The sequence below is a fragment of the Nocardia sp. TBRC8007 genome, assembly GCF_056629435.1.
The window spans coordinates 38,644-61,796 of record NZ_JBWSOR010000011.1 but is presented as its reverse complement, the minus strand read 5'-3'; the positions used below and the strand labels follow the sequence as shown (position 1 = coordinate 61,796).

The following is a 23,153-nucleotide window of genomic DNA, read 5'->3' as shown; positions in this document are numbered from 1 at the left end:
GATCACGCACCAGCCGCGCGGTGGATGTCCCTGCCGGTGCGCGTGCGCAAGGCACGAGCGGCAGCGGGATCGAAAGGGGCCAGGTGATCGAACACCGGGTCTTCGTCGTCAGGTTCGACGAACACCGAACGGTGATGCGAAGCGCGAGCGGTGTCGTAGTCCATGGCGTCGAACTGGTGTCCACCGCGATATCGGTATGAGTCGGCTCCGTCGCGCTGCCTGCCACGGTTGAGGCGGGCGGTGCGCTTACGCCGGATCTCTTCCTCCATCCGCACTTGCCTCCGCAAGTAGGCCAGATAGGTCACAAGCGTCACGGTGGCGAATCCGCAGGCCCACCACAGCACAGGAGTGAGCAGGAAGGCCAGAGCAGCACAGCAGAGCGCGGTGAGCAGCAAGCCGAGTACGGCGCGCTGCCGGAAGGTATAACGGGCCGCGCGTGCGATGGCGTCGGCCTCGGGGTCGAAGCCGCCACGGCCGCGCCGGGTGGGGATGAACTCCGGCTCCGTGGGGTAGGTTTCGTAGTCCTCGTCAGAGGCCATGTGGGCGGGCACGGTGGAACGCGCGGGCGGTATTCTAGCCGCGACTGGTTCCTGGTGGTACGCGCCCACGTCGTCATTATCGTTCGCCACAGAGGTTTTCGCAGCGGCAACGGCGACTGCGACATCGTCTTCCGGCCCACTTTCGTCCGGCCCACTTTCGTCCAGCTCAGTGGTGGCGCGGCCCGCACAAGCCGTCCCTGGAGCGTCTGGGTCGACGTCAGCGATGCCGGACGGTGTGGCTTCGTTGGACGCGGACGGGTTTTCCTCGTCGATTTCGGTGACGGGCTCGTCGGCCGGTGTCGTCATCCGGTCCTCCGCATCATCGCTGGGGAAATACTTTCTCGGTACACGGCGGGGCCGCCAATTCGGGTCGGTGTCATGCCCGGCGGACGGGCGTTTCCGCGAACGTCGTTTGCCGCCACCGCGGTACAGGACTCTCGTCGCCAAGGCCGCATCGGTGATCCGACGAATCCTCGGGTGGCGGTCAGCGAGAATCGGAACCAGGACAAAAATCCAAAATACGACAAAACCGATCCAAAGGACCGAATTCGGCATCGCGTCAGCACCTCCGTCCCCACCTGATTCTCGTCGGCTCGGCCCGCGAGTGGTGCGTCATCCGCCCCGTGCTCGTCCGGCCGCCGTCCGACGCAGTGGCGTGGACACCGGTCGCCTCGCAGGCTCCCTGTCGATGGCACCTGGGCACCATCGATGTCCGTAGGCTAATTCCGGGTAGTACCAAGTTCCGGCAGGCGCGCCGTGCACATCTGCCACACCTGTCACATTTCCACCGCCACACCACGCGTAGTGCTACGCAAAGGTCGTGCACCTCAGGGCCGTTCACATCAAAGTGATGCGCCCCTCTCGCACCAAACGCTCCAGAACCGGTTCCGGAAGATCCTCTACGGTCATCCCGACCAGCAGGTGATCCCGCCAAGCGCCGTCCACATCGAGATAACGCCGCAGCAACCCTTCCTCCCGGAAGCCCACATTGCGCAGTACTGCCTGGCTGGCCAGATTCTCCGGTCGCACGGTCGCCTCGACCCGATGCAGGCCTACCGTCCCGAAACAGTGGTCGAGCCCCAGGGCCAATGCTGCGGTCGCGACCCCTCGCCCGCTGAGGTCCTTGGCCACCCAGTAGCCTATCCAGGCCGAACGCAATGCGCCGCGCACGATGTTCCCGATGGTCAACTGCCCGCTCAAAGCACCATCCACTTCGATCACCAATGGGATCATCACGCCGCGGCGCGCTTCCGTCTTCAGGCTCGACCATAGCGAGGGCCAGTTGGACGCATGGTTTCGTGCCTCCCACGACCCGCGGCCGGTCGGCTCCCATGGCTCGAGATGAGCTCTGTCCCGCAACCGGATCCGGCTCCACGCCGCGGCGTCGCGCAGTCGAACCGGCCGCAAGGTCACCTGTCCCGCCGATACCAGGACCGGACCTAGTCGTACCGGCCATCCCGGGTGTTGCGCCACCCGGAAGACATTCATCGCATCCATATTTCAGCCGCGTTGTGCGAGGAAAGCGACCTGAACCTCATCACCGGTGCGGATTTCGGTGTCATCCGGATCGATCATAATCAGGCTGTTCGCCTCAGCGAGTGTGGCCAGCAGATGCGAGGACGAGTTCGTGCCGCCGAGCGGCTGGACCAGATATTCACCGGTGGCCTCATCCCGCATGAGTTGCGCACGCAGATAACCTTTACGCCCGGCCATGGAACTGATCGGGGTGATGGTGCGAGCATGGACGATCCTGCGCATAGGATGTCTGCGTCCCAGCGCGATCCGGATCAACGGTCGTACCATCACCTCGAATGTCACCAGCGCGCCGACCGGATTGGACGGCAACAGGAAAGTCGGCACCTCGTCGCGGCCGAGCTTGCCGAAGCCCTGCACCGAGCCGGGATGCATGGCCACCCGGGTGATTTCGAGCTCGCCGAGCCCTTCGAGCGTCTCCCTGATCTGTTCAGAAGCCCAGCCACCGACTGCGCCGGCGATAACGACCACTTCGGAGCGCACCAACTGACCTTCGACCACATCGCGCAACTGGCGCGGATCGGAACTGACAATGCCGACTCGGTTCACATCTGCGCCCGCGTCCCGGGCGGCCGCGGCCAATGCATAGGAGTTCACGTCGTAGACTTGTCCAGGGCCTGGCGTGCGATCGATATCGATCAGCTCGCCGCCCACCGAGATCACCGACAGCCGAGGACGCGGGTGCACCAAAACCTTGTCCTGTCCGACAGCGGCCAGTAGGCCGACTTGAGCGGCACCGATGATGGTTCCCGCGCTCACCGCCACATCGCCCGGTTGCACGTCGTCACCGACGCGCCGGACGTAATCACCGGAGCGCACCGGTTCGTACACCTTGATCTTGGCTCGCCCGCCATCGGTGAAATCCACTGGAAGTACTGCATCAGCGAGCGTCGGCATCGGCGCGCCGGTGTCCACCCGGACGGTCTGACGCGGCTGCAGCCGAATGGGCTGACGTGACCCGGCGATCACCTCCCCGACCACAGGAAGAGTCAAGTCGACGAGATCACCGGCCTCATCACGGATCTCAGCGCCCGCGGAGGCGACATCGACACTACGCACCGCGTAGCCGTCGATCGCGGCCTGATCGAAACCGGGCAACGGCCGCTCGGTAACCACATCCTCGGCGCACAGCAGGCCCTGGGCTTCGGAAATCGCGACACGAACCGGCCTCGGCGCGACCGCCGCAGCGGTTACCTTGATCTGCTGATCCTCAACCGAGCGCATCCAATCCTTCCCGATCTCTCCGCACTTCTTCCCATTCGTGTGATCCGCCGTCGCACACACCTCTACGCGTGCGCCGAGGTGAATCATCAATTCGTACCCGAAGGTTCACTCCGGGCGAAACCCAGCCAGGCATTCAGTCGCTGGTCGCCAACTGTGGGTTCCAATCCGGACCGAGCCGGTGGTGCAGCCACTCGCGCAGGGCTGAGCCGTATTCCTCTCGTTCCAATGCGAAATCGACCGCAGCACGAAGATAGCCGCCCGGGTTACCCAAATCGTGGCGCGACCCACGGTGTACCACTACGTAAACTGGATGCCCTTCGGCGATCAACAGTGCGATAGCGTCAGTGAGCTGAAGCTCGCCGCCCGCGCCTGGTTCGATACGGCGCAGGGCGTCGAAGACGGCGCGGTCCAGCAAATATCGACCAGCGGCAGCAAAGGTCGACGGCGCGTCTGCGAGCGAGGGTTTCTCCACCATTCCCTTGACACGCAGCACATTCGGGTTCACCGCGTCCGGCACCGGTGCCACATCGAATACGCCGTAGGCACTTACCTGTTCCTTCGGCACGTCGATAGCGCACAACACCGATCCACCGCGCTTACGGCGAACCCTGCTCATCACGTCGAGCACGCCGTAAGGCAGCACAAGATCGTCCGGCAGTAGCACCGCGATGGCATCCTCGTCCTCGTCGAGGACATGCTCGGCTTGCGCGACCGCGTGACCGAGTCCGAGCGGCTCCTCCTGCACCACCGAGGTGACGTCGAGCAGTCCCGGCGCTTTGCGCACCTTCTCCAGCAACTGGTACTTTCCGCGCTCGGCAAGCGTGCTTTCCAGCACGAGATCCTCGACAAAATGCGCGACGACACCGTCCTTGCCCGGAGATGTGACAATCACCAAGCGCTCCGCACCGGAGCCCGCTGCCTCGCTGGCGACTAATTCGATGCCGGGAGTGTCCACCACTGGGAGAAGTTCTTTGGGCACCGTCTTGGTCGCGGGCAGGAACCGTGTTCCGAGCCCCGCCGCGGGCACCACGGCCGTACGAAAGCACGACACCACCGTCGTGTCATCGGGCCGTCCTGCCTTCGCTGTCATGCGTATACCCTATCCGTCCATTTTGTCGCCGGTTCGGCGTCATGCCGGCGCCTTACCAGGGTGAGCCTATGGTGCTTACTGTGGAAATGTCCGGCGAGCGCGCTAAACAAACGTGGCGTATCGAGCTGTCAGCCCGGCGAGCTGCGCTGACAGCTCTCGAACTGGAGCGCGAGGCAGCCGCTTTGGCCGCGGCAGTCGGCGCGCTCGACGCGACCGGATGGGTTTGCGCGTATGCGCCGATCAATGGAGAGCCGGGATCGACAACAATGCTGGATGCGCTACTGTCCGGCGGGGCTCGGGTCCTCCTGCCGATCACCGGAGAGCCAGGACCGCTGTGCTGGGCCGAGTACACCGGAGCGGATACGCTTCGCCGCGCCCGCTACGGACTGTTGGAGCCCATCGGCCCGGTGCTGCCGCCTGCCGCTGTCGCCGAGGCCGAGCTGATCCTGGTGCCCGCTCTCGCAGTGGACCGGCGTGGGGTACGACTCGGCCGCGGAGCGGGCTATTACGACCGGACACTGCCTGGCGCCCATCCGGCCGCGCGACTGATCGCCGTGGTCCGAGATGACGAACTGGTCGGCCACCTGCCCGAACAGCAGCACGATATCCGCATGGGCTGGGCACTGACGCCACGCGCAGGCCTGCACCGGCTCGGTGTCGATCACGCCACGGAATGAAATGCCGATTGGCGGTGTTGGCACTGTCGGCTGTAGAGTGCTAGATCGACGAACACTGCGGAGGATCCTGTGCCAACCTACTCGTACGCGTGCACCCAGTGCGGCAACCGCTTCGACATCGTTCAGTCCTTCACCGACGAGGCTCTGAGCGTCTGCTCAGAGTGCTCAGGAAAGCTGCGTAAGCTGTTCAACTCGGTCGGCATCGTCTTCAAAGGCAGCGGCTTCTACCGCACTGACAGCCGTGGTAGCGCTAGCACCGCGAGTGAGCCGGCCACGTCCGACAGTGGTGCCACGACCGACAGCGGCGCCACAAACGACAGCGGCGCCACAAACGACAGCAGTTCGAAATCCTCCTCCAGCCCCGCAAGCGGCTCCGCCGCATCCACCAGCACGGCGGTAGCCAGCTGATTCGAGGGTTGTCCACAGCCCGCGCCGCGATCCACAGCCCGCAGTAGCCCGCCCGGATGCGCGTGAGTTCGGCCATAGGATCCGGCCATGACTCGCGCACGTGCCGAACTGGGCCGGAATAGCTGGAAACCGTCCGAGTGGCGCCGTCCGCCTTGGGCCGATGCTGTGCTCGCCCGACGGCTACTCGCCGCCGCCCTCGCCGCATCGGCGGTTTTTCTTCTATGGCGAGGCGACCCCGCTACCGAGCGCGCGACAGTGTTCGTCGCGAGCCGAGATCTGGCGCCGGGAAAGCTCCTCGAGACGGACGACCTGCGCGAGGTAGCGCATGAGGCGCTCACGTTGCCCGCGGGTGCGATCACCGATTCCGCCGCCCTTGTCGGCGCGGCATTGGCCGGTGCCGTGCGCAAGGGCGAAGTATTTACCGACCTACGTGTCGTCAGTGCCCGGCTGGCCGCGGCGGCAGCCGGAACACCCGAAGCCAGGATCGTGCCCATCCGTCTTGCCGATACCGCTGTCACCGATATTCTGCGAGCAGGTGACCGCATCGATGTGGTCGCCGCCGAAGTCTCGCATGAACCCACCTCCCGACCGGCTCGCACCTTGGCCACAGACGCTGCCGTGATCCTGGTCTCGGGCCGAGAAGATAGACGAGGCACCGCGGAACGCGTGGTCTTGGTGGCAATGGACGCCGACCATGCCGCAGCCGTGGCCGCGGCGTCATTGCGCACTGCGTTGACCGTCATCTTCCATTGATTCGCCGCAGAACATCCGCGTGATCCAGCAGTACTCGTGCCGCAACGCGAACGGGCCTGCCGGTGCGGATGCGCCGACAGACCCGTTCGCGTTGTGCTGATTGATATTCGATGCTCAGCCGAGGCTGAACGGCTGGCCCCACAGGGTCACCGTGGACGACACGTTGTCGGTCTCGACCTTGACCTTGACGAACGACCGCGCCTGCGCGTAACCACCACAACCTGTCAGGCCTATGGTCTCGTCAGCCCAAGTCACCGAACCGCTGGTGCCCTTGAAGCTGTTACGAGTCGAGTGCACTTCACTACCGAAGTCGTCGGCACCCTCTAGATCCAGGATGTAGAAGGACTGCGCCTGCCCCGGACCCAGCGACAGACTACCGCCAGTTTTGGCGCCGAGACTACCTGCCAGGTTCCCATTCTTGTCCGCCTGCCATTCGACGCCACCGTCGACGCCACCGGTAACAGCGCCACCGGAGATGTTCACCTGGCAACCGACAACATAACCGGGGTAGATCTTGCCACCCTTGGCCTTATCGCCGGACAGCTCGACCTGCGCACTAGCGGACACCCATGCATTGCGGTGCACTGGAGTCGCGCCCATGGACGGGTTGATGTTGGCCGACTCGCCGACCAGGCGGACCGTCACCACCGTGCCGTCCGACAACGTCTTGGTGATCTCCCCGCCCGGCAGCGGGACGAAGGTGTCGGCATTCGCCGCACCCGTGGAGAACAGGCCCATGGCGATGGTGGCGGCGGCACCGACACCGGCCATCCGCGCCACGTTCTTACGGTTGATCATGATTGATATCCCTCGAGGGTTGAGTTCGCTTCAGCAGGAGGATGTTTCAGTGGATTCGACAGACGTCAGCCGATGCTGAACGGCATCCCGTAGAGGGTGGTCTTCGAGTAGTGGTCGCCGATGATCTCGACAACCGTGTACGCCCGCGCCTGCGCGTAACCCGCGCAACCCTGGATCGCGAGCTCGGTGTCCTGGTATTCGACCGAGTAGACACCCGGCTTCAGGATGTCCTTGTGGGAGATCTGCACGAACTTGACTTCGCCGGGGCCGATGTTCAAGCCGATGGAGCCACCGGCCTTGACGCCATCGAGATCGACACCAGCGGTCACACCCGCGGAGACCGCGTCATCGGCGATGCTGACCTGGCAGCCGACGATGTAGCCGGTGTTCAACTGCGACGCACCGTGCGTCGAGGAGTTGTTGGTACCCGGCTTCCCAGCCGGACCGTTGTAGGGGCCGACCTCGCCCTCTGGGGTGACGGTCACATCGGCGGTCGCGTTGCCTGAGACCCAGACGACGCGTCCGGCGCCGTTGGCGGCCAGTGACGGCGAGATCACGGCGTGTTCTCCGGTCCGGGTGATCGTCACGCCTGGGCCGAGCTTCTCGCCGTCCGGCAACGGCACGAAGGTATCGGCGTTAGCCGCTCCGGTCGAAAGCAAACCCATGGCAACAGCTGCGGCAGCGCCGACGCCCGCGACGCGGGCACCACGGCGCGGACCATTGGTGCGGTTCTCGCTCATACTTCCCCTCATCAGGTTCAAACAGTCAACCTCGACCATCGAGGTTGCACAGCGGTCCTCTCAGGCCCAGCTCAGTGTGTCGCCCGTTTGTTGCCATTGCGTAACTTACTGTTAGTTCAGCGCAACGTGCTAACCGACAACGGAACTGAGCCGGGTTCCGTCACGCGGTCCACAGTGGCCGACATCCTGGATCAGGGAGGGTCCGTTGCGGTGGCTCATGAAGGGAGATTAAACACTGGGTAACAAAACAAGCAACGCAGTGCATCATAAAGTTAACTGTGATGTAGATCACAGTTGCATAGGTTTTGATATGCCTTGACATGCATAAATACCGAATAGCTGCAGCGAGCGAGCGCGTGTGATCCAGAAGATTAGGCACAAGAGGCCGATGCTCAGGTGCGGGAAAGGCCGTAAAGGATTTCGCTCGAATTACTTTCGAACGGAATGGTCACGGCGTGGTTGCGGCGCTCGGAGGGGCAGCTACGTAATTACTCCGTAGATAACACGAGCCTCAGCCGTGATGCGGGGGAATCTGAGCTTGCAACCAGTCCTCAGCTGACCGATCGCCTGCCCGCTCCTCCCGCTCGTCGCTGGTGCTTTCGGGCAGTGTGTCTCCGAAGATAGCCGCCAGACGCGCAGCATCCCTCGCCCGGCGACTCGCCGGACGAGGGATTTCAGGCGAAGTACGCGAGGTGATTATTCGACCAATCCCGAGAGCTCACCGATCACCCGACTGGCAAGCGGCCCGAGTGTCGCCATACCGTCTCGGATCGCAGACCTGGTGCCGGGAAGATTGACTACCAGAGTACTGCCGGAGACACCGACCACTCCGCGCGACAGTACCGCGTCCAGTGAACCGGCCACCCGACCGGAGGAACGCAATGCCTCGCTGATTCCCGGCAATTCACGGTCGAGCACTTGCGCGGTGGCTTCCGGCGTAACGTCACGCGGGGACATGCCTGTGCCACCGACCGAGATCACCAGATCGACCCCTCCGATCACCGCTGTGTTGAGCGCATTGCGGATCTCTACCTCATCGGCCTGTACCGACACCGACGCATCCACGAGGAAACCCGCCTCGGTGAGCAACTCGGTGACCAGTGGACCGAGCGAGTCAACACCTCCATGCGCTGTTCGATCGTCGACCACCACCACCAGAGCACGCCCCGCCACAGGAGCATCGATTTCCATAGTGCTCACCGTAGCGCCTACATCGATCAATTCGGTGGCCACACCGAGAACATCGACATCGATATCGATCAACGGAACCCACCTGGCCGACGACACGCGCATTACCGACCACCATCCGCAGGCGCGCCGGTTAGGGTTACTTCGACAGTCTTGGGATTGTCGCCTCGTCCGTCGGTGTAGGTGACTTTCACTTTGTCTCCCGGCTGGTGCGAACGAACCGCGGCGACGAGCGCGTTCCCGGAATCGATCGTCCGGTTGTCGAGCTTGGTCACGATAGCTCCTGGCGGGATGCCTGCGCGGGCAGCCGGACCGTCTGCCAGCACATCACGGACCATCGCACCGGAAATTTTTTGTGCCGGGTCCTGCTGACGTGGCACGGTGATACCGATCTGGGCATAGGTGGCTTTCCCGGTCTTGATGAGTTCGTCGGCGACGCGACGAGCCTGATCTACCGGTATCGCGAACCCGAGTCCGATCGAGCCGGTCTGACCACCGGTCATCTCGGCGGGCCCGAGCGTCGCAATAGCGGTGTTGATACCGATCAGCTGCCCGCTGCCATTGACCAACGCACCACCTGAATTACCCGGATTGATCGCGGCATCGGTCTGGATCGCATCGATCACCGGGTTGGCCGCGAAACTCGTCTCGTTCCCATTACCCGAAGTCACAACCGGCCGGTTCAATGCCGATACGATGCCCGTGGTGACCGTGCCCGCCAAGCCCAGCGGGGAGCCGATCGCGATAACCGGCTCACCGACCTGCAAATTCGCTGAAGTACCCAGCTCGATCGGTGTCAGGCCGCTCTTGCCCGAGGCCCGGATGACCGCCAGGTCGGATACCGGATCGGCCCCTACCAGCTTCGCAGGCGCACTGCTGCCGTCGGAAAACATAACCTCCATCTCGGCGTTCGGCCCACCGCCCGCTGCCACATGATTGTTGGTCAGGATGAGGCCATCAGAGGACAGGATCACCCCGGATCCCTCTCCTTCGGCCCTAGAGCTGGCCACCTTGATCATGACAACGCTCGGCAGCACTTTCTGCGCGACCGCCTGGGTAGATCCGGCCGGAGCGTTGGCGGCGTTACTGACGTTCGGCTTCGGCGCGTTCAATGCGTTGACGATCGGGGTCCGGCCATTGTCGGTGTGGGTGACCCACGCACCCACCACGCCACCAGCACCGCCGCTGACCAACGCGAGCGCGAGCGCGCCTGCGACAAGGCCGGTGCGGAGCGGACGCTTCGCCGATGTCGTCGGCACGCCATAGCCGACGTTCTGCGTAGGAGTGATGCCTTGTGGCTGACCGGATGCTCCTGGATAGCCCGAGAACTGAGCAGCCGAGGCATACTGCGGCGGATACTGCGCGGTTGGATGTCTCGGAGGTTCTTGGGCGCCGTGACCGTGTCCAATTGTTCCAGGACCATACGCATCCCCCGGTATGGGCACGCCGTGGATCGGCGTGGTCGCCTGATGGTCCGATCCGCCGCTCTGCGCCCCGGGCTGCCGGTGCTCCTTCGAATCCTCGGTCATGGTGGAATCCTCGTTTCTGCTCACGTGCCGACTAGCGTGACAACAGTGACTGAGAGCGGACTGAGATCGTGCTTTCAGTTCTCCGAGACCTGGGCGGCAACCAGTCGGCGAGAAGCCGACCGGTGAACCGGCGTCCCGGATCTCGTGGCAGACCAATCGGAACACAGTCCGGAAATACCGCGCTGCCGAGAATATTCCGTACTGTGCGAATCATTGTGCTGGAATGGACTTCCTTCACGAAGCATCGCCTCAATCAGGCGCGGGCGACCCGGCTTCGCCGGGCAACACGATGCGGACCACAGTGCCACCGCGTTCCGACGTATCGATAGCGATAGTGCCGCCGTGCTTTGTCACCACCTGCTTCACAATCGCCAATCCGAGGCCGGAACCCGGCATAGAGCGCGATGAGGTGATCCGATAGAACCGCTCGAATACCAACTCCCGCTCGGCCACGGGGATTCCTGGTCCCGCATCGTCGATGGACAACTCGAGCAAACCCGGACCGCTCTCCCGCATAGCGATGCGGACCTGGGCTCCGCTCGGGCTCCACTTGGCCGCGTTGTCGAGCACGTTCAGTACCGCGCGCTCCAGCCCCGCCTCGTGTCCATAAACGAACCACGGGCGCAAATCGGCGGCGAACTCGATCCCGGTCCGGCGTCGTCTGGCCCGCTCCAGCGCTCGTTCCACCACTTCACCGAGATCAACCCGCTCGTAGATGGTTTCCGGAGCATCTTCCCGTGCGAGATCGACCAGATCGCCCACCAACGTCGACAACTCTTCGATCTGAGCCACGACATCCGCGCGCAGCCCGGCCATATCTTCATCCGGTATGTGGGGTGCGCCCGGCCGGCTCGACGCGATAAGCAGCTCCATGTTGGTCCGCAAGGACGTCAGCGGCGTACGCAACTCGTGCCCGGCATCGGCGACCAGCCTGCGCTGCCGATCACGGGATTCAGCCAGGGCACGCAGCATGGTGTTGAAACTCTCTGTGAGCCTTGCCAGTTCGTCGTCACCGGTCACCGGGATCGGCGCCAGATCGTCGGTACGGGCGACTCGCTCGGTGGCGGCGGTGAGCCGCGCGATGGGCCGTAGTCCGGTCCGGCCGACCGTTGTGCCCGCAGCGGCCGCCAGCACGACACCGCAACCGCCGACCACGAACAACAACCAGGCGAGCTGATCCAGCACCTCTCTCGTCCGATCCAGCCGCTGCGAAATGACTAGTGTGGTGCCCGAGGTCGTATGGATAGCCAGCACTCGTTGACTGCGCACAGTGCGCAAAGAGGAGCTTCGCTGTCCTTGCGCCACGGCGAGTTCCTGGGCACCGATCGGTGGTTCGGTCGATTGCGGAGGCCGGTAGCGCTGGAGATCAGGGTAGATCAGCCCGATACCGGTATCGTCGTAGAAAGCGGTGGCGACCATCAGATTGAGGTTGTTGAACCCATACGGATTGCTGGCGATCACGGCGGCAGCCCGATTACGCAGCTGAGCGTCCACATCGGCGTACAACGCTCGCGCGACAAGCGCGTAAGCGGCGATCGAGGTGAAAGCCACCGCTATCGCTACCACGGAAGCGGCTAGTAGGGTCACCCGCCAGCGCAACGACACCGAGCGAGTCAACGGCATAGGTGGCCGCATGTCCGCAGGCTCTGGCAGCCGTATTTCGGCCGATTCCGGTTGCCACTGTCCGAGTGCGGCGACAGTGGGGCGCTTGGGGACTGTCCGTACCATGAGCTCTCGGCCTACGGAGGCGTCTCGCGCAGCACGTAGCCGACGCCACGCACAGTGTGGATCAACCGCGGCTCGCTCTCGGCTTCGGTCTTGCGGCGCAGATAGCCGATATAGACTTCGAGCGCGTTTCCTGAGGTCGGAAAATCGTAGCCCCAGACCTCCTCGAGGATGCGACTGCGAGTGAGTACCCGGCGCGGATTCGCCATGAGCATCTCCAGCAGGGAGAACTCGGTACGGGTCAGGCTGATCTGACGGGCGCCTCGGGATACCTCTCGAGTCACCGGATCCAACGAAAGATCGGCGAACTTCATGGTCTCCGACGCTTCAGTCGGATCAGCGATAGTACGCCGGAGCAGGGCACGCAGCCGCGCCAGTAACTCCTCCAGCGCGAAAGGCTTCGGCAAGTAGTCATCGGCCCCGGCATCGAGCCCCGCAACACGCTCGGAGACCGAATCACGCGCCGTAAGAACCAGAATTGGCAGATCGTCACCCGTACTACGCAGCCGCCGGCATACCTCCAGTCCGTCCAGCCGCGGCATCATCACGTCCAGCACGAGCGCATCCGGGCGCTGCGCGGTCGCCTTCTCCAGCGCATCCATTCCATCCACCGCGAGTTCGACAGCGTAGCCGTTGAAGGTGAGTGACCGGCGCAGCGATTCCCGGACCGCCCGATCGTCATCGACCACCAGAATGCGCATGTCACCAGTTTGACGGTGCCGACTGAGAGGTAACTGAGAGAGTTGCTCCGACACGCCGTGTCGAGTTCATCGACAGCAGTCCGCATGCCATGGCTCGGACGACCCCGGATGACCAGGAGCCGCTCCGACAATGCCGATAAGACGATGCGCTCGTAACACATTTCACCGTAAACATGTTCTCTACAACTATATTCGACAATTGCAAATCAAGTACCCCAGATTGCCGACAACCACGCTGCACGGTATGTTCCGTGCGGTAAAACAAGGCCTCGAGTTTACGGGTTGAATCAATACTGAACAGCCACGTGCAGCCGAGGTCGCTGGTGAAGCGGAGGCGACAGAAGCGGATGGAAGCTGCACCGCGGTCCTGGCGATTCAGCCTGTTGAACTGGTCGGTCACCCGCAAAGTCGGCGTGGTGCTCGTGCTTCCTGTGCTACTGGCCACCGTGTTCGCCGTACTCCGCATCAACAACGAGCTGCGAATTCTGGAACAGTTGGATGCGGCCACCGAACAAGCGGTCATTATCCGGCCGATCATCAAGTTCGGTTCGGCCACCGAACAACTCGGCGTCGCCGCGATCTCGGCCTGGGGCAGCACCGCCAACCCACAAACCGACGCCGCGCTGGTCGCGTTCGACCGAGCACTGACCGAGCTGGAAACAGCGCTGCGGACCACTAAAACCAGCGCTCAGGTCACCTCCGAGCTCACCTCGGCTATCGCGACCGGCACCACATTGCGCAACAGTTTGCGCAATGGATCGCCCGCGATGCTCAACGAGCAGACCGACGAGATCATGGTGCGCATCGGCAACGCACTCGCGCTGTCGCCTTCCGTGGACGACCTGATCATCCAGCGGTACTTCCTGCAGCTGGCCTCCGTGGAAACCGCCCAGCGCGTACTCACACAGCAACGGATGCTGATCGGCTCGCCAGACGCGAGCCGCAACCCCAGCATCCGACCTCGCGTGTTGATCGCCGCGGGTGCCGAAACCACCATGATCTACCAGTACGCGCAGATCTTGCCGGATTCCGCAGGCAACATGCGTGGGCTGCTGGACGCAGTGCAGACTCGAATGGGCATCTTCAGCCAGAACATCGCCGATCCGACAGCCAACCCCGCTGTGCTCGATTCGCTGTCGGTCAGCTCGGATGCCTATCGGAAGACCGCTACACACCTGATCGACACCATCGATCACGCGCTCGACGAGCGGACCACTGCGGCACAGACCGGTGCGCTACGCGAGACGACAGTCGTCATCGGCGTGCTGCTCGCCGGCCTGGCATTGGCCTTGTCGGTCGCGCGCACCCTGGTCGTTCCGATCCGCCGCCTACGGCACGACGCACTCGAAGTGGCACATGTCAAGCTGCCCGACGAACTCGCTGTGGTACGCGCGGGGGGCACCACGCCGAACATCACTCCGGTCGCGGTGCACACCTCCGACGAGGTCGGCCAGCTGGCTCGCGCTGTCGACGAGATCCACGAACAAGCGCTCAACCTCGCCGCCGACCAAGCTCGCCTACGCCTGCAGCTCGGGAACATGTTCGAAACCCTCTCCCGCCGCAGCCAATCGCTAGTCGAACAGCAACTGACGCTGATCGAGGAACTCGAACACGACGAAGACAACGCCGACCGGCTACAGACCATGTTCCGCCTCGACCACCTGGCCACCCGCATGCGCCGTAACGGCGACAATCTACTCGTGCTCGCAGGCACCGCGCTGCGCCGCGGCCAGCTGCACCCGGTGCCGCTTTCAGACATGCTCTGGAGCGCGGTCTCGCAGGTGGAGGACTATCAGAGAGTCGAGATCGGCACAGCACCCGACGGTGTTGTCGCTGGTGAACCCGCAGTAGATATCGAACACCTGCTTGCCGAACTGATCGACAACGCACTGCGCTACTCCCCACCGACTACGCCGGTCACAGTGATGGTGTCACGCGCGGTGGACGGTGGCTATCTGATCGAAATCACCGACCGTGGGCTCGGTATGTCTCCGGAAGATCTACAGATGACCAATGACCGGCTCGCCTCCGGTGGCGAGGTCACCGTCGAGACCGCGCGCCGCATGGGCCTGTTCGTCGTCGGCAGGCTGGCCAAACGTCATGCTATGACAGTCAGCCTGCGCCGTACCTCGACGATGGCGCAACAGCCCGGCATCACCGCTAGTGTGCATCTGCCCGGTGCCCTGGTCACGCCACCGATCAGTACCAGCGACCCGGCGGATAAGCCGTTCGACCGCACCAGCGAGCATCCACCCGCATTCACCGCGCCTGCCACCGATACACCACCGAGGCACCCGGTGCCGCTACCGAAACAGCCACAGCACGACACCGACCGTTTCGGAGTAACGAGTTCCGGGCTACCGCAGCGCCGACCGGCTATTCGCAGCGTGGAAGCCGCCGACCAACCCGCGGTATCAGCTGGAGCGGGCCGGGCACTTCTCCCGGCGGATCAACCGCCAACCCAACCATCGCCGGTGGTCACGGACCGGACGACACCCGGCCGCACTGCGCCCGGTCCGTTCGGTCCGCCGATGCCCGCCGGGCCCGAACGGTCCGACGCCGAAGAGCGCAATCCGGCACGCATCGATCTATGGACCGAGATCCGAGACGACGAGCAAGATCCGGACCCGACCATGCCGACGAAACCTCTCGCGGCCAAAACCCCTGAAGCCGAGACTACTGCCACGTCCGCCGAGGCACCCCCTAGGGTGGCAGCGCAATCGACGACAGTCGATTCGTCCTCATCACTGCCGGACTCGGATACCGCGCCGGACTCTGGTACCGCACTGCCGGACTCGGACACTTCACCCACCCCGATCTACCAACGCATGGTTTCCGAGTGGCTAGTGGAACCGACAGCCGCACAACCGGCAGGCAGCGCATGGTCGGCACCTGGGGACGCGGGATGGCTGGCTGCCGAGGATGCCAGCCGCCCGACAACGACCGCGCGAACCGTAGGTGGACTGCCGATCCGCAAACCGGGCGCCCAATTGGTGCCCGGCGGCCTCAGCCAGGCCGAAGACGTCGGCGCTCGTGATCCCAAGGAAATTCGCAACAACTTGACCAGACATCTCAGTGGAGTCCGCAGCGGGCGGGCCGACGCGCAGCACAATGAGGGAGGGTTCGTATGACCAACGCGAACAACGCCACCACGGATGAGAATCTGAACTGGCTGGTTGCTCGCTTCACCCGAGATGTGCCCGGGGTGTCCCACGCAGTGCTGGTATCGGCGGACGGCTTGTTGCAGGCCACCAGCCCGCACTTGCCGAACGATCGGGCCGAACAGCTCTCCGCCGTCACCGCAGGCCTCGCTAGCCTCTCCATGGGTGCGGCCTCCTTGTTCGACGGCGGCAAAGTGATGCAATCGATCGTCGAAATGCAGCGCGGCTATCTGCTGGTGATGAGCGTGGGCAATGGCTCGCATCTGGCCGTGCTGGCGAACAAATCGCACGACATCGGCCGCATCGGCTACGAGATGGCGCTGCTGGTCGATCGGGTGGGCTCGGTGGTCACCGCTACCGCCCGTACCGCCGTCTGAGCTGTGCGATGCCTACCCCACACGGCCCTGGCTCACGACCGACCACGCGTGTGCGGCCTTACGCCCTTACTTCTGGGCGCACTGAACCGGCGATCGACCTCCCGCTAGAGGCAGTCATCGAAACTTTGTCGTACACTGCGCATCTCGACTGGCCGTCAGGTGATATCCGCACCGAAATACTCCGGCTCGGCGCACACCGGCTGTCAGTCGCGGAAATCGCGGCACATGTGGACCGGCCACTCGGTTTGGTTCGGGTAGTGATCGGCGATCTCGTCGTCGACGGCACCATGCGTGTGCATTCGACTCTGACCGAACAGACAAGCTATGACGAGCGACGTTCGCTGATGGAGAGGACATTGCGTGGACTCCGCGCCCTTTAGGAATCTGGGGCCCAGTAGAAATATCGGGCCGAGCGGGAATATCGAGCCGGGCGCCCCCCCGGGATCGGACAACTTCGAAAACCGGGTGGCCTCGACGAAGATCGTGGTCGCAGGCGGCTTCGGCGCGGGCAAAACGACGTTTGTCGGTGCGGTATCCGAAATCGTTCCACTGCGTACCGAAGCGATGGTGACTCGTTTCTCCGATGGCATCGATGACCTGGCCGACACGCCGGAAAAAGAAACTACTACCGTCGCCATGGATTTCGGCCGGATCATCCTGCCGGGCAATCTGGTGCTCTACCTCTTCGGCACACCGGGACAGCGGCGGTTCTGGTTCATGTGGGATGATCTGATCCGCGGCGCGATCGGCGCCGTTGTGCTGATCGACACCCGGCGACTCGAAGACAGCTTCGCCGCGGTCGATTTCTTCGAGGCACGCAAGCTCCCGTTCTTGATCGCGGTGAATCGCTTCCCCGATGCGCCACGCTTCCCTATCGCCGAGCTCCGTGAGGCGCTGTCAGTTCGCGAAGGTGTGCCGATCGTTGATATCGATGCGCGCAATGCGGTGGAGGTGCGCCAAGCGCTGGCCGCAGTCACCGAATACGCGATCAGCCAACTGAAAGCGAGCGAGCTGGAGGGAACCCTCCGGCATGCGTGAGGTCACGATGCTGGCCACAGGCGAGGGTGCCGAGACGGCCGTCGATCAGTTCGCACTCGGCTATTGGCTGGTCGCGCTGTCGTTGGGGATCTCGGTGCTCAGCGCGACGATCGGTCTCGCGTGTATCAGGCATGGCGCGCGCTCGGTCAAATTCCGGCTCGTGTGGCTGGCCGCAGCGGCGGTATCGCTCGGCGGTGTCGGGGTGTGGCTGGCCACCGCGGTGGCCATGCTCGGACTGAAGGTGCCAGGCAGCGCTATACGCTACGACTCAGGCAGGCTGACCGCGGCCTTGGCGGTGGCGATCGTGACAGTCTTCGCGGCACTACTGGTCATCGGACGCACCCCACGGCTGCCGCTGCTGCTTTCCAGCGGGCTGATCCTCGGTCTCGGTTTCGGCCTCACGCACTACTTGGGTATCGGATCTATCGCGATCCAGGGTTCGGTCGGCGTAACGGTCTGGCTGATCACCGTCGCCGTCACCATCGGGGTAGTTACGGCGACGGCGACGCTGTGGTCATTCCAGACGGTGCGCTTCCCGCCGGCCCGGATCGCGACAACACTGCTGTTCGGCGTGGGCATGACCTCGATGTATTACACCGCGCTCGCCGCGCTGCATTTCAACGTGAACTCCTCGGCGGCGGTGCCCGAAGGAACGAAGTTGTTCGACTTCGTGTTCCCGATGTTCATCGTCGGGTTGTTGTCCTTGGCGATACCGATCTCCGCGGTGCTGATCGCTCCGGACCGCCGGGCCAACGCGGCCTTGCCCACACCACGTCGACCTGCAGTGGAATCCGCACACTGAACCGAGCGAGCCATCCGATCCGGCCGATCGCGCTGTGGCGACTTACTTCCCTGCGGCTATTCGCCCTTCTCGATCGTTTCCGCTGCGAGACACCACGGCCCCGTACCGGATTCCGCGATGCCCCACGCACACTCACCCAGCCGACTTACAGTGGAAGCCATGCGTCTCGGTCTGAACTACGCCGCTGGACGCCCAGGGGGCGCGGCGATACGCGCGGCAGGGTTCGACTTCGTCGTGCGGCATCTCTCCGACGGGGACCCGCACCTGCCCGGCAAGCTACTCACACCAGCCGAGGCGAATGATCTGCGAACACACGATATCTCGATCGTATCGAACTGGGAGACCACGGCCGCACGGATGCTGGAGGGCTACCCGGCGGGCATTGTGGACGCGCGCGCAGGCCTGACTCAGGTGCTGCACTGCGGCGGTTGTGCGGAACGTCCGATCTATTTCTCCGCAGACTTCGATGTCACACCACGGGATCAACCACGCGTGAATGCCTACCTGGCAGGTGCCGCAACCATACTCGGTCGTGCGAACGTCGGCATCTATGGCGGGTACTGGCCGATCAGCCGCGCGCTGGACACGGGATGCGCGACATGGGCGTGGCAGACCGATATGTGGTCCGGCAACAACGTGGAGAACAGACGCGCCCTTCATCGGACCCACCACCAAGTGACCGTCGGCGACGTGCTCTGCGAGGTAAACGAGGCCGAGCCGACCGACTTCGGCCAGTGGGATTTCGTCGAACGGGAGGATCCTGATGTGACCCCGGAACAAGAGGCAATGCTGCGCGATATCCAAGCTCAGCTGCGTGGGCCGCGCCTGTCCGGCTGGCCACAACTGGGGACCACCTCCGACGGCAAACACAGGACGCTGGTAGACGGCCTAGCCGCGGCACTCGCACAACTCCTCGAAGCGGAGAACCGAACCGCCGAGTTACGCATGTATATCATCGAATTACGCACCGAGATAAGCGAATTGGAAGTAACTGTGGCCGAACTCGCCGAGCAGGTGCGGCGGTTGGATGGACGGGACAGGCCGTGGCCACTGTCGCTGCTCACCGGGCCCGTAGAACTGGTGAACACGCAACTGGCACGGCTGGAGGCACTGTGGCCGCATTTTCCCGGTTTTCCGAGGCAGGATCGGAATGAACAACGCACAGGTGGCAACAGCGAGACCAGGGCACCTTCCCCGCAGGATTGAGTCACACCTCGGCACACCAGCGTGCCGCGAATTCAGGAGACGGACCAGGCTGGAATTCCCACAGTCCGGATGAGTGGCGATGAGCGGGTTCCCCTGAGCACCAGAAGAACCCGCCCTCGAGCTGAGGATACCGGCAATCGCACACGAATGTGTCCGTTTCCGGTCGAAAAATAGCCGCGTGCCATCAAAGCGGGCACTGACCGTTTTGTCCACGCAGAGCATGGAGGCGGCGAGCGCGTCATAGGGACACCTCGAAACATATCGGCCAGCAGACACTGATCCGCCCCAGCTCGAACTGCGATAGCGAACCGAGCGACGCCCCTCCGGTACGATGACGTAATCGGGAGGCCGCCGACGGACGATCGCGCCGTCATTGCAGGAAATTCGGACCCCATACGGATGTCCGGTGTGCACAAATCGAGCTGGTAGACAACCACTGATCTCGTGAGAAGGAACCCGTCATATGGCAATCAAGCGAGCACCGTCGAAGAAAGTTCGCGCCGAGCAGGCCCGCCGTCCGAAGAAGAACCCGCTCATCGCCGCAGGCATCGAGACAGTCGACTACAAAGATGTGAACCTGCTTCGCACGTTCATCTCCGACCGCGGCAAAATTCGCAGCCGTCGGGTCACCGGTCTCACCCCGCAGCAGCAGCGACAGGTCGCGGTGGCGGTGAAGAACGCTCGCGAAATGGCGCTGCTGCCGTTTACCAGCCGGTAGACAACGCGGCCGATGAACAGGCCCAGTCTGCTCTGGGCTCAGCAGTCTTCGGCTCAGGACAGCCGCCCCGGCTAAGGTGACGATATGGATCGAATCCGGGCCGGATATGTCCCCACCGCTGTGGCTGTAGCACTCGTCTGTCTCACCGCCACCGGCTGTAGCGACTCGAACAGGGATGACACGAATTCGGCGGGGACGCACCGGAGTACGACTACGAGTTCGACTGCGGCACCGAACACGCCTACCGAAGATCCGAACGGAAATCAAGGTAACCAGTTCACTGCCGACCCAACCATCGTTGGCGCCCAACCGATCCCGTTCCAATCGTGGACCCGGTTGCCGGACGATAAGTTAGCGGTGAATTTCCAAACCGGCACTCCGGAGTGTTACGGCGTGGATGCCACAGTCACCGAAACCACCACTACGGTCACTGTCGAACTGCGCTCGGGTAGGCGCGCTGCCGCAGTAGGCCGAATGTGCACGATGGTCGCGGTCTTCGGCACCCTGGACGTACCATTGCAAGCCCCGTTGGGCGACCGAACGGTGCTCAGCGCGGTATAGCGCCGCCACCGCTCTCCACTGTTTCGTCAGGCCTCCTGACCGGACGAAACAGTACACGTCGCGCCGGACCAGTAGTCTGGCGCGACGTCAACAGAGCTTTATCTGCCTCAGTGGGCGAAATGACGAGCGCCAGTAAGATAGACGGTCACACCCGCCGCACGGGCGAGGTCGATGGTTTCCTGGTCCCGTACCGAACCGCCAGGCTGGACAATGGCGCGGACACCAGCTTGGATCAGGATCTGCGGTCCGTCCGGAAACGGGAAGTAGGCATCGGAAGCGGCCACTGCGCCCTTGGCTCGGTCACCAGCCCGTTGGACCGCGAGACCGACCGCATCCACCCGGTTGACCTGCCCCATACCGACACCGACCGAAGCTCCGTCCTGCGCGAGCAGGATTGCATTGGACTTCACGGCACGGCAAGCACGCCATGCGAACGCCAGATCGGCAAGGGCCTGCGGGTCGGCAGGCGCACCCGCGACCAAAGACCAATTGACGGGGTCGTCACCCTCGGCATCGAGCGCATCGCGCCGCTGCGACAGAATGCCACCACTGATCGGGCGCAGTTCGATACCCACGCGCTGCGGCGGCTGGGCGATGAGAATGCGTACATTCTTCTTGCGCTGCAAAACTTCCACAGCGCCGTCGGCGTAGGACGGCGCGACGATCACCTCGGTGAAGATCTCGGCGACCTGCTCGGCCATCTCCAGAGTGACCTCACGGTTCGCGGCGATCACCCCGCCGAACGCGCTGACCGGGTCACACGCATGGGCTTTACGGTGTGCTTCGGCGATATCGGCGCCGAGCGCGATACCGCATGGGTTCGCGTGCTTGATGATCGCGACAGCCGGAGGCTCGTGGTCGAATGCCGCGCGCCAAGCGGCATCGGCGTCGACATAGTTGTTGTACGACATCTCCTTGCCATGCACCTGCCGCGCCTGCGCCAGCCCGAGGCCACCGCCACTATCGGTATACAGCGCGGCGGCCTGATGCGGGTTCTCGCCGTAGCGCAGCACCGCCGACCGCTCCCACGTCCCACCGAACCATTCGGGCAACCGCGTCGACGCGTCACCTGCCGCGCCCTCGGCGGCCAGCACAGTGGTCATCCAGCCGGCGACCGCGACGTCGTAACTCGCGGTGTGCTGGAAAGCCTTGGCTGCCAGAGCTATCCGCTCGGCCAGCGTGAAACCGCCGGATTCCACCGCAGCCAGCACTTCATCGTAGTCAGCGCTGTCGACCACTACCGCCACCGAGGGGTGGTTCTTCGCCGCGGCACGCACCATAGACGGCCCGCCGATATCGATTTGCTCCACACACTCGTCCGGGGTCGCTCCGCTCGCCACAGTCTGCGTGAATGGGTAGAGGTTTACCACCACCAGCTCAAACGCCTCGACACCGAGTTCGACCAGCTGATCAATGTGTTCCTGCTTGCGCGAGTCGGCCAAGATGCCCGCGTGCACCCGTGGGTGCAATGTCTTGACTCGGCCATCGAGGGCCTCGGGAAATCCGGTGAGATCCTCGATCTTGGTCACCGGAATACCCGCTTCGGCGACCCTGGCCGCAGTGGATCCGGTCGAGACCAGTTCGATACCCGCGGTATGCAGACCGGTCGCGAGCTCGATGAGGCCGGTCTTGTCGTAGACGCTCACCAGCGCCCTGCTGATCGGTGTGCGTTCACTCACCGGAAAACTCGCTCATCTGGGATAACAGCCTTTCGTCCATCGGAGACAATGCCTCGTGTCGCAACGGCGGCGACGACCTCCGTCAGTAACCGTCGTTCGACCACTTTGATGCGCTCATGCAAGATGCTCTCATCGTCGCCAGGAAGCACCTCGACTGCTTTCTGCGCAAGAATCGGTCCGGTGTCCATGCCCGCGTCGACCAGATGCACTGTGCAGCCGGTTACCCTCACCCCATAGGCAAGTGCGTCACGAACTGCGTGCGCACCGGGGAACGCGGGCAGCAACGCGGGGTGCGTGTTGATGATCCGGCCGCCGAATCGACGTAGGAAAACGGAACCGAGCAGCTTCATGAACCCCGCCGACACCACGAGATCCGGATCATAGACCGCGACAGCGTCGGTGAACGCGGCATCCCATGTGGCGCGATCGGAATAGTCCTGCAACCGCATCCGGAAATGCGGCACGCCCATGACGTCCGCGTGGTCGGTGGCGGCACAACTACGGTCGACGCCAACAGCGATGATCTTCGCCGGGTAGCCAGATACAGCGGCAGCGTCCAGTAGTGCGCGCAGCAGTGAGCCGGTACCCGAGGCCAGCGCAACGACGGTAGTCGGCGCTGCGGCGGGCTTCCACGTGGCGGGCGGTGACGTCAGCGCTCTACTCCTGCGATCGTTCGTACGGCGGATAAATGCGATACCGCCGCCTT

At 63.6% G+C, this 23,153-nt stretch carries 23 protein-coding genes; 11 read left to right on the top strand and 12 right to left on the bottom strand.

From position 1 onward, the window contains the following. Positions 1-2 precede the first annotated feature (2 nt). From sepX to ACX4ZE_RS12100, 4 genes are all read right to left on the bottom strand, one after another. Positions 3-1,094 (bottom strand): divisome protein SepX/GlpR, encoded by a 1,092-nt coding sequence (sepX, locus tag ACX4ZE_RS12115; RefSeq protein ID WP_480273477.1) that lies wholly within the window; start codon positions 1,092-1,094, stop codon positions 3-5. A gap of 282 nt (positions 1,095-1,376) precedes the next feature. Next, positions 1,377-2,027: a GNAT family N-acetyltransferase gene (locus tag ACX4ZE_RS12110; RefSeq protein ID WP_480273476.1), complete on the bottom strand. Its 651-nt coding sequence runs from the start codon at positions 2,025-2,027 to the stop codon at positions 1,377-1,379. Positions 2,028-2,039: 12 nt separating this feature from the next. Next, positions 2,040-3,296 (bottom strand): molybdotransferase-like divisome protein Glp, encoded by a 1,257-nt coding sequence (gene glp, locus ACX4ZE_RS12105; RefSeq protein WP_480273475.1) that lies wholly within the window; start codon positions 3,294-3,296, stop codon positions 2,040-2,042. A gap of 133 nt (positions 3,297-3,429) precedes the next feature. Next, positions 3,430-4,386, bottom strand: coding sequence for a UTP--glucose-1-phosphate uridylyltransferase (locus ACX4ZE_RS12100; protein ID WP_480273474.1), 957 nt, complete (start codon positions 4,384-4,386; stop codon positions 3,430-3,432). 68 nt (positions 4,387-4,454) lie between these two features. Between ACX4ZE_RS12100 and ACX4ZE_RS12095 the strand changes: the two genes are divergently transcribed. The 3 genes from ACX4ZE_RS12095 (at position 4,455) to ACX4ZE_RS12085 (ending at position 6,224) form a co-directional block, all read left to right on the top strand. Beyond that, the gene (locus ACX4ZE_RS12095) at positions 4,455-5,063 is read left to right on the top strand and encodes a 5-formyltetrahydrofolate cyclo-ligase (RefSeq protein ID WP_480273473.1); all 609 of its coding nucleotides are present in this window, start codon (positions 4,455-4,457) and stop codon (positions 5,061-5,063) included. A 69-nt stretch (positions 5,064-5,132) separates the two neighbouring features. Beyond that, a complete protein-coding gene (locus ACX4ZE_RS12090; RefSeq protein WP_480273472.1) occupies positions 5,133-5,471 on the top strand; it encodes an FmdB family zinc ribbon protein in 339 nt (112 codons plus the stop codon). An 87-nt stretch (positions 5,472-5,558) separates the two neighbouring features. Then, positions 5,559-6,224: an SAF domain-containing protein gene (locus tag ACX4ZE_RS12085; RefSeq protein ID WP_480273471.1), complete on the top strand. Its 666-nt coding sequence runs from the start codon at positions 5,559-5,561 to the stop codon at positions 6,222-6,224. Between the two features lie 114 nt (positions 6,225-6,338). Here ACX4ZE_RS12085 and ACX4ZE_RS12080 read toward each other — a convergent pair whose 3' ends face one another. From ACX4ZE_RS12080 to ACX4ZE_RS12055, 6 genes are all read right to left on the bottom strand, one after another. Further along, positions 6,339-7,022, bottom strand: coding sequence for an MspA family porin (locus ACX4ZE_RS12080; protein WP_480273470.1), 684 nt, complete (start codon positions 7,020-7,022; stop codon positions 6,339-6,341). Between the two features lie 65 nt (positions 7,023-7,087). After that, positions 7,088-7,762, bottom strand: coding sequence for an MspA family porin (locus ACX4ZE_RS12075; protein WP_480273469.1), 675 nt, complete (start codon positions 7,760-7,762; stop codon positions 7,088-7,090). A 696-nt stretch (positions 7,763-8,458) separates the two neighbouring features. Further along, entirely contained in the window at positions 8,459-8,953 is a 495-nt protein-coding gene (locus ACX4ZE_RS12070; RefSeq protein WP_480273518.1) for a MogA/MoaB family molybdenum cofactor biosynthesis protein, read from the bottom strand. A gap of 101 nt (positions 8,954-9,054) precedes the next feature. Further along, complete coding sequence (locus tag ACX4ZE_RS12065; protein ID WP_480273468.1) at positions 9,055-10,479, bottom strand: S1C family serine protease; 1,425 nt, start codon at positions 10,477-10,479, stop codon at positions 9,055-9,057. Between the two features lie 249 nt (positions 10,480-10,728). Continuing rightward, positions 10,729-12,114, bottom strand: coding sequence for a HAMP domain-containing sensor histidine kinase (locus ACX4ZE_RS12060; protein ID WP_480273517.1), 1,386 nt, complete (start codon positions 12,112-12,114; stop codon positions 10,729-10,731). 104 nt (positions 12,115-12,218) lie between these two features. Further along, entirely contained in the window at positions 12,219-12,905 is a 687-nt protein-coding gene (locus tag ACX4ZE_RS12055; RefSeq protein WP_480273467.1) for a response regulator transcription factor, read from the bottom strand. Between the two features lie 347 nt (positions 12,906-13,252). On the opposite strand from ACX4ZE_RS12055, the gene ACX4ZE_RS12050 reads away from it, so the two are divergent. From ACX4ZE_RS12050 to ACX4ZE_RS12015, 8 genes are all read left to right on the top strand, one after another. Next, positions 13,253-16,036: a sensor histidine kinase gene (locus tag ACX4ZE_RS12050; protein ID WP_480273466.1), complete on the top strand. Its 2,784-nt coding sequence runs from the start codon at positions 13,253-13,255 to the stop codon at positions 16,034-16,036. Next, positions 16,033-16,443, top strand: coding sequence for a roadblock/LC7 domain-containing protein (locus ACX4ZE_RS12045; protein WP_480273465.1), 411 nt, complete (start codon positions 16,033-16,035; stop codon positions 16,441-16,443). Before ACX4ZE_RS12050 ends, ACX4ZE_RS12045 begins: the two co-directional genes overlap by 4 nt. A gap of 8 nt (positions 16,444-16,451) precedes the next feature. Continuing rightward, on the top strand, positions 16,452-16,823 hold the full coding sequence (locus ACX4ZE_RS12040) for a DUF742 domain-containing protein (protein WP_480273464.1): 372 nt from the start codon (positions 16,452-16,454) through the stop codon (positions 16,821-16,823). A gap of 85 nt (positions 16,824-16,908) precedes the next feature. After that, a complete protein-coding gene (locus tag ACX4ZE_RS12035) occupies positions 16,909-17,481 on the top strand; it encodes a GTP-binding protein (RefSeq protein WP_480273463.1) in 573 nt (190 codons plus the stop codon). Beyond that, a complete protein-coding gene (locus ACX4ZE_RS12030) occupies positions 17,474-18,283 on the top strand; it encodes an MHYT domain-containing protein (protein ID WP_480273462.1) in 810 nt (269 codons plus the stop codon). Before ACX4ZE_RS12035 ends, ACX4ZE_RS12030 begins: the two co-directional genes overlap by 8 nt. A 159-nt stretch (positions 18,284-18,442) precedes the next feature. Then, entirely contained in the window at positions 18,443-19,489 is a 1,047-nt protein-coding gene (locus tag ACX4ZE_RS12025) for a glycoside hydrolase domain-containing protein (protein ID WP_480273461.1), read from the top strand. Positions 19,490-19,952: 463 nt separating this feature from the next. Further along, entirely contained in the window at positions 19,953-20,207 is a 255-nt protein-coding gene (gene rpsR / locus ACX4ZE_RS12020; protein ID WP_480273460.1) for a 30S ribosomal protein S18, read from the top strand. 84 nt (positions 20,208-20,291) lie between these two features. Then, entirely contained in the window at positions 20,292-20,768 is a 477-nt protein-coding gene (locus ACX4ZE_RS12015; RefSeq protein WP_480273459.1) for a hypothetical protein, read from the top strand. A 107-nt stretch (positions 20,769-20,875) separates the two neighbouring features. Here ACX4ZE_RS12015 and purH read toward each other — a convergent pair whose 3' ends face one another. Beyond that, positions 20,876-22,447 carry a bifunctional phosphoribosylaminoimidazolecarboxamide formyltransferase/IMP cyclohydrolase gene (purH, locus tag ACX4ZE_RS12010; RefSeq protein WP_480273458.1) on the bottom strand — a complete coding sequence of 524 codons (1,572 nt, stop codon included), beginning with the start codon at positions 22,445-22,447 and terminating at the stop codon, positions 20,876-20,878. Continuing rightward, positions 22,444-23,100 (bottom strand): phosphoribosylglycinamide formyltransferase, encoded by a 657-nt coding sequence (gene purN / locus ACX4ZE_RS12005; protein WP_480273516.1) that lies wholly within the window; start codon positions 23,098-23,100, stop codon positions 22,444-22,446. Before purN ends, purH begins: the two co-directional genes overlap by 4 nt. Positions 23,101-23,153: the final 53 nt, after the last annotated feature.

Bases quoted from the DNA above. Each gene is read 5' to 3' on its own strand.
- sepX (WP_480273477.1), bottom strand. From the start codon at position 1,094: ATGCCGAATTCGGTCCTTTGGATCGGTTTTGTCGTATTTTGGATTTTT.
- ACX4ZE_RS12110 (WP_480273476.1), bottom strand. From the start codon at position 2,027: ATGAATGTCTTCCGGGTGGCGCAACACCCGGGATGGCCGGTACGACTA.
- glp (WP_480273475.1), bottom strand. From the start codon at position 3,296: ATGCGCTCGGTTGAGGATCAGCAGATCAAGGTAACCGCTGCGGCGGTC.
- ACX4ZE_RS12100 (WP_480273474.1), bottom strand. From the start codon at position 4,386: ATGACAGCGAAGGCAGGACGGCCCGATGACACGACGGTGGTGTCGTGC.
- ACX4ZE_RS12095 (WP_480273473.1), top strand. From the start codon at position 4,455: ATGGTGCTTACTGTGGAAATGTCCGGCGAGCGCGCTAAACAAACGTGG.
- ACX4ZE_RS12085 (WP_480273471.1), top strand. From the start codon at position 5,559: ATGACTCGCGCACGTGCCGAACTGGGCCGGAATAGCTGGAAACCGTCC.
- ACX4ZE_RS12080 (WP_480273470.1), bottom strand. From the start codon at position 7,022: ATGATCAACCGTAAGAACGTGGCGCGGATGGCCGGTGTCGGTGCCGCC.
- ACX4ZE_RS12075 (WP_480273469.1), bottom strand. From the start codon at position 7,762: ATGAGCGAGAACCGCACCAATGGTCCGCGCCGTGGTGCCCGCGTCGCG.
- ACX4ZE_RS12070 (WP_480273518.1), bottom strand. From the start codon at position 8,953: ATGGAAATCGATGCTCCTGTGGCGGGGCGTGCTCTGGTGGTGGTGGTC.
- ACX4ZE_RS12065 (WP_480273468.1), bottom strand. From the start codon at position 10,479: ATGACCGAGGATTCGAAGGAGCACCGGCAGCCCGGGGCGCAGAGCGGC.
- ACX4ZE_RS12060 (WP_480273517.1), bottom strand. From the start codon at position 12,114: ATGCGGCCACCTATGCCGTTGACTCGCTCGGTGTCGTTGCGCTGGCGG.
- ACX4ZE_RS12055 (WP_480273467.1), bottom strand. From the start codon at position 12,905: ATGCGCATTCTGGTGGTCGATGACGATCGGGCGGTCCGGGAATCGCTG.
- ACX4ZE_RS12050 (WP_480273466.1), top strand. From the start codon at position 13,253: ATGGAAGCTGCACCGCGGTCCTGGCGATTCAGCCTGTTGAACTGGTCG.
- ACX4ZE_RS12045 (WP_480273465.1), top strand. From the start codon at position 16,033: ATGACCAACGCGAACAACGCCACCACGGATGAGAATCTGAACTGGCTG.
- ACX4ZE_RS12040 (WP_480273464.1), top strand. From the start codon at position 16,452: ATGCCTACCCCACACGGCCCTGGCTCACGACCGACCACGCGTGTGCGG.
- ACX4ZE_RS12030 (WP_480273462.1), top strand. From the start codon at position 17,474: ATGCGTGAGGTCACGATGCTGGCCACAGGCGAGGGTGCCGAGACGGCC.
- ACX4ZE_RS12025 (WP_480273461.1), top strand. From the start codon at position 18,443: ATGCGTCTCGGTCTGAACTACGCCGCTGGACGCCCAGGGGGCGCGGCG.
- rpsR (WP_480273460.1), top strand. From the start codon at position 19,953: ATGGCAATCAAGCGAGCACCGTCGAAGAAAGTTCGCGCCGAGCAGGCC.
- ACX4ZE_RS12015 (WP_480273459.1), top strand. From the start codon at position 20,292: ATGGATCGAATCCGGGCCGGATATGTCCCCACCGCTGTGGCTGTAGCA.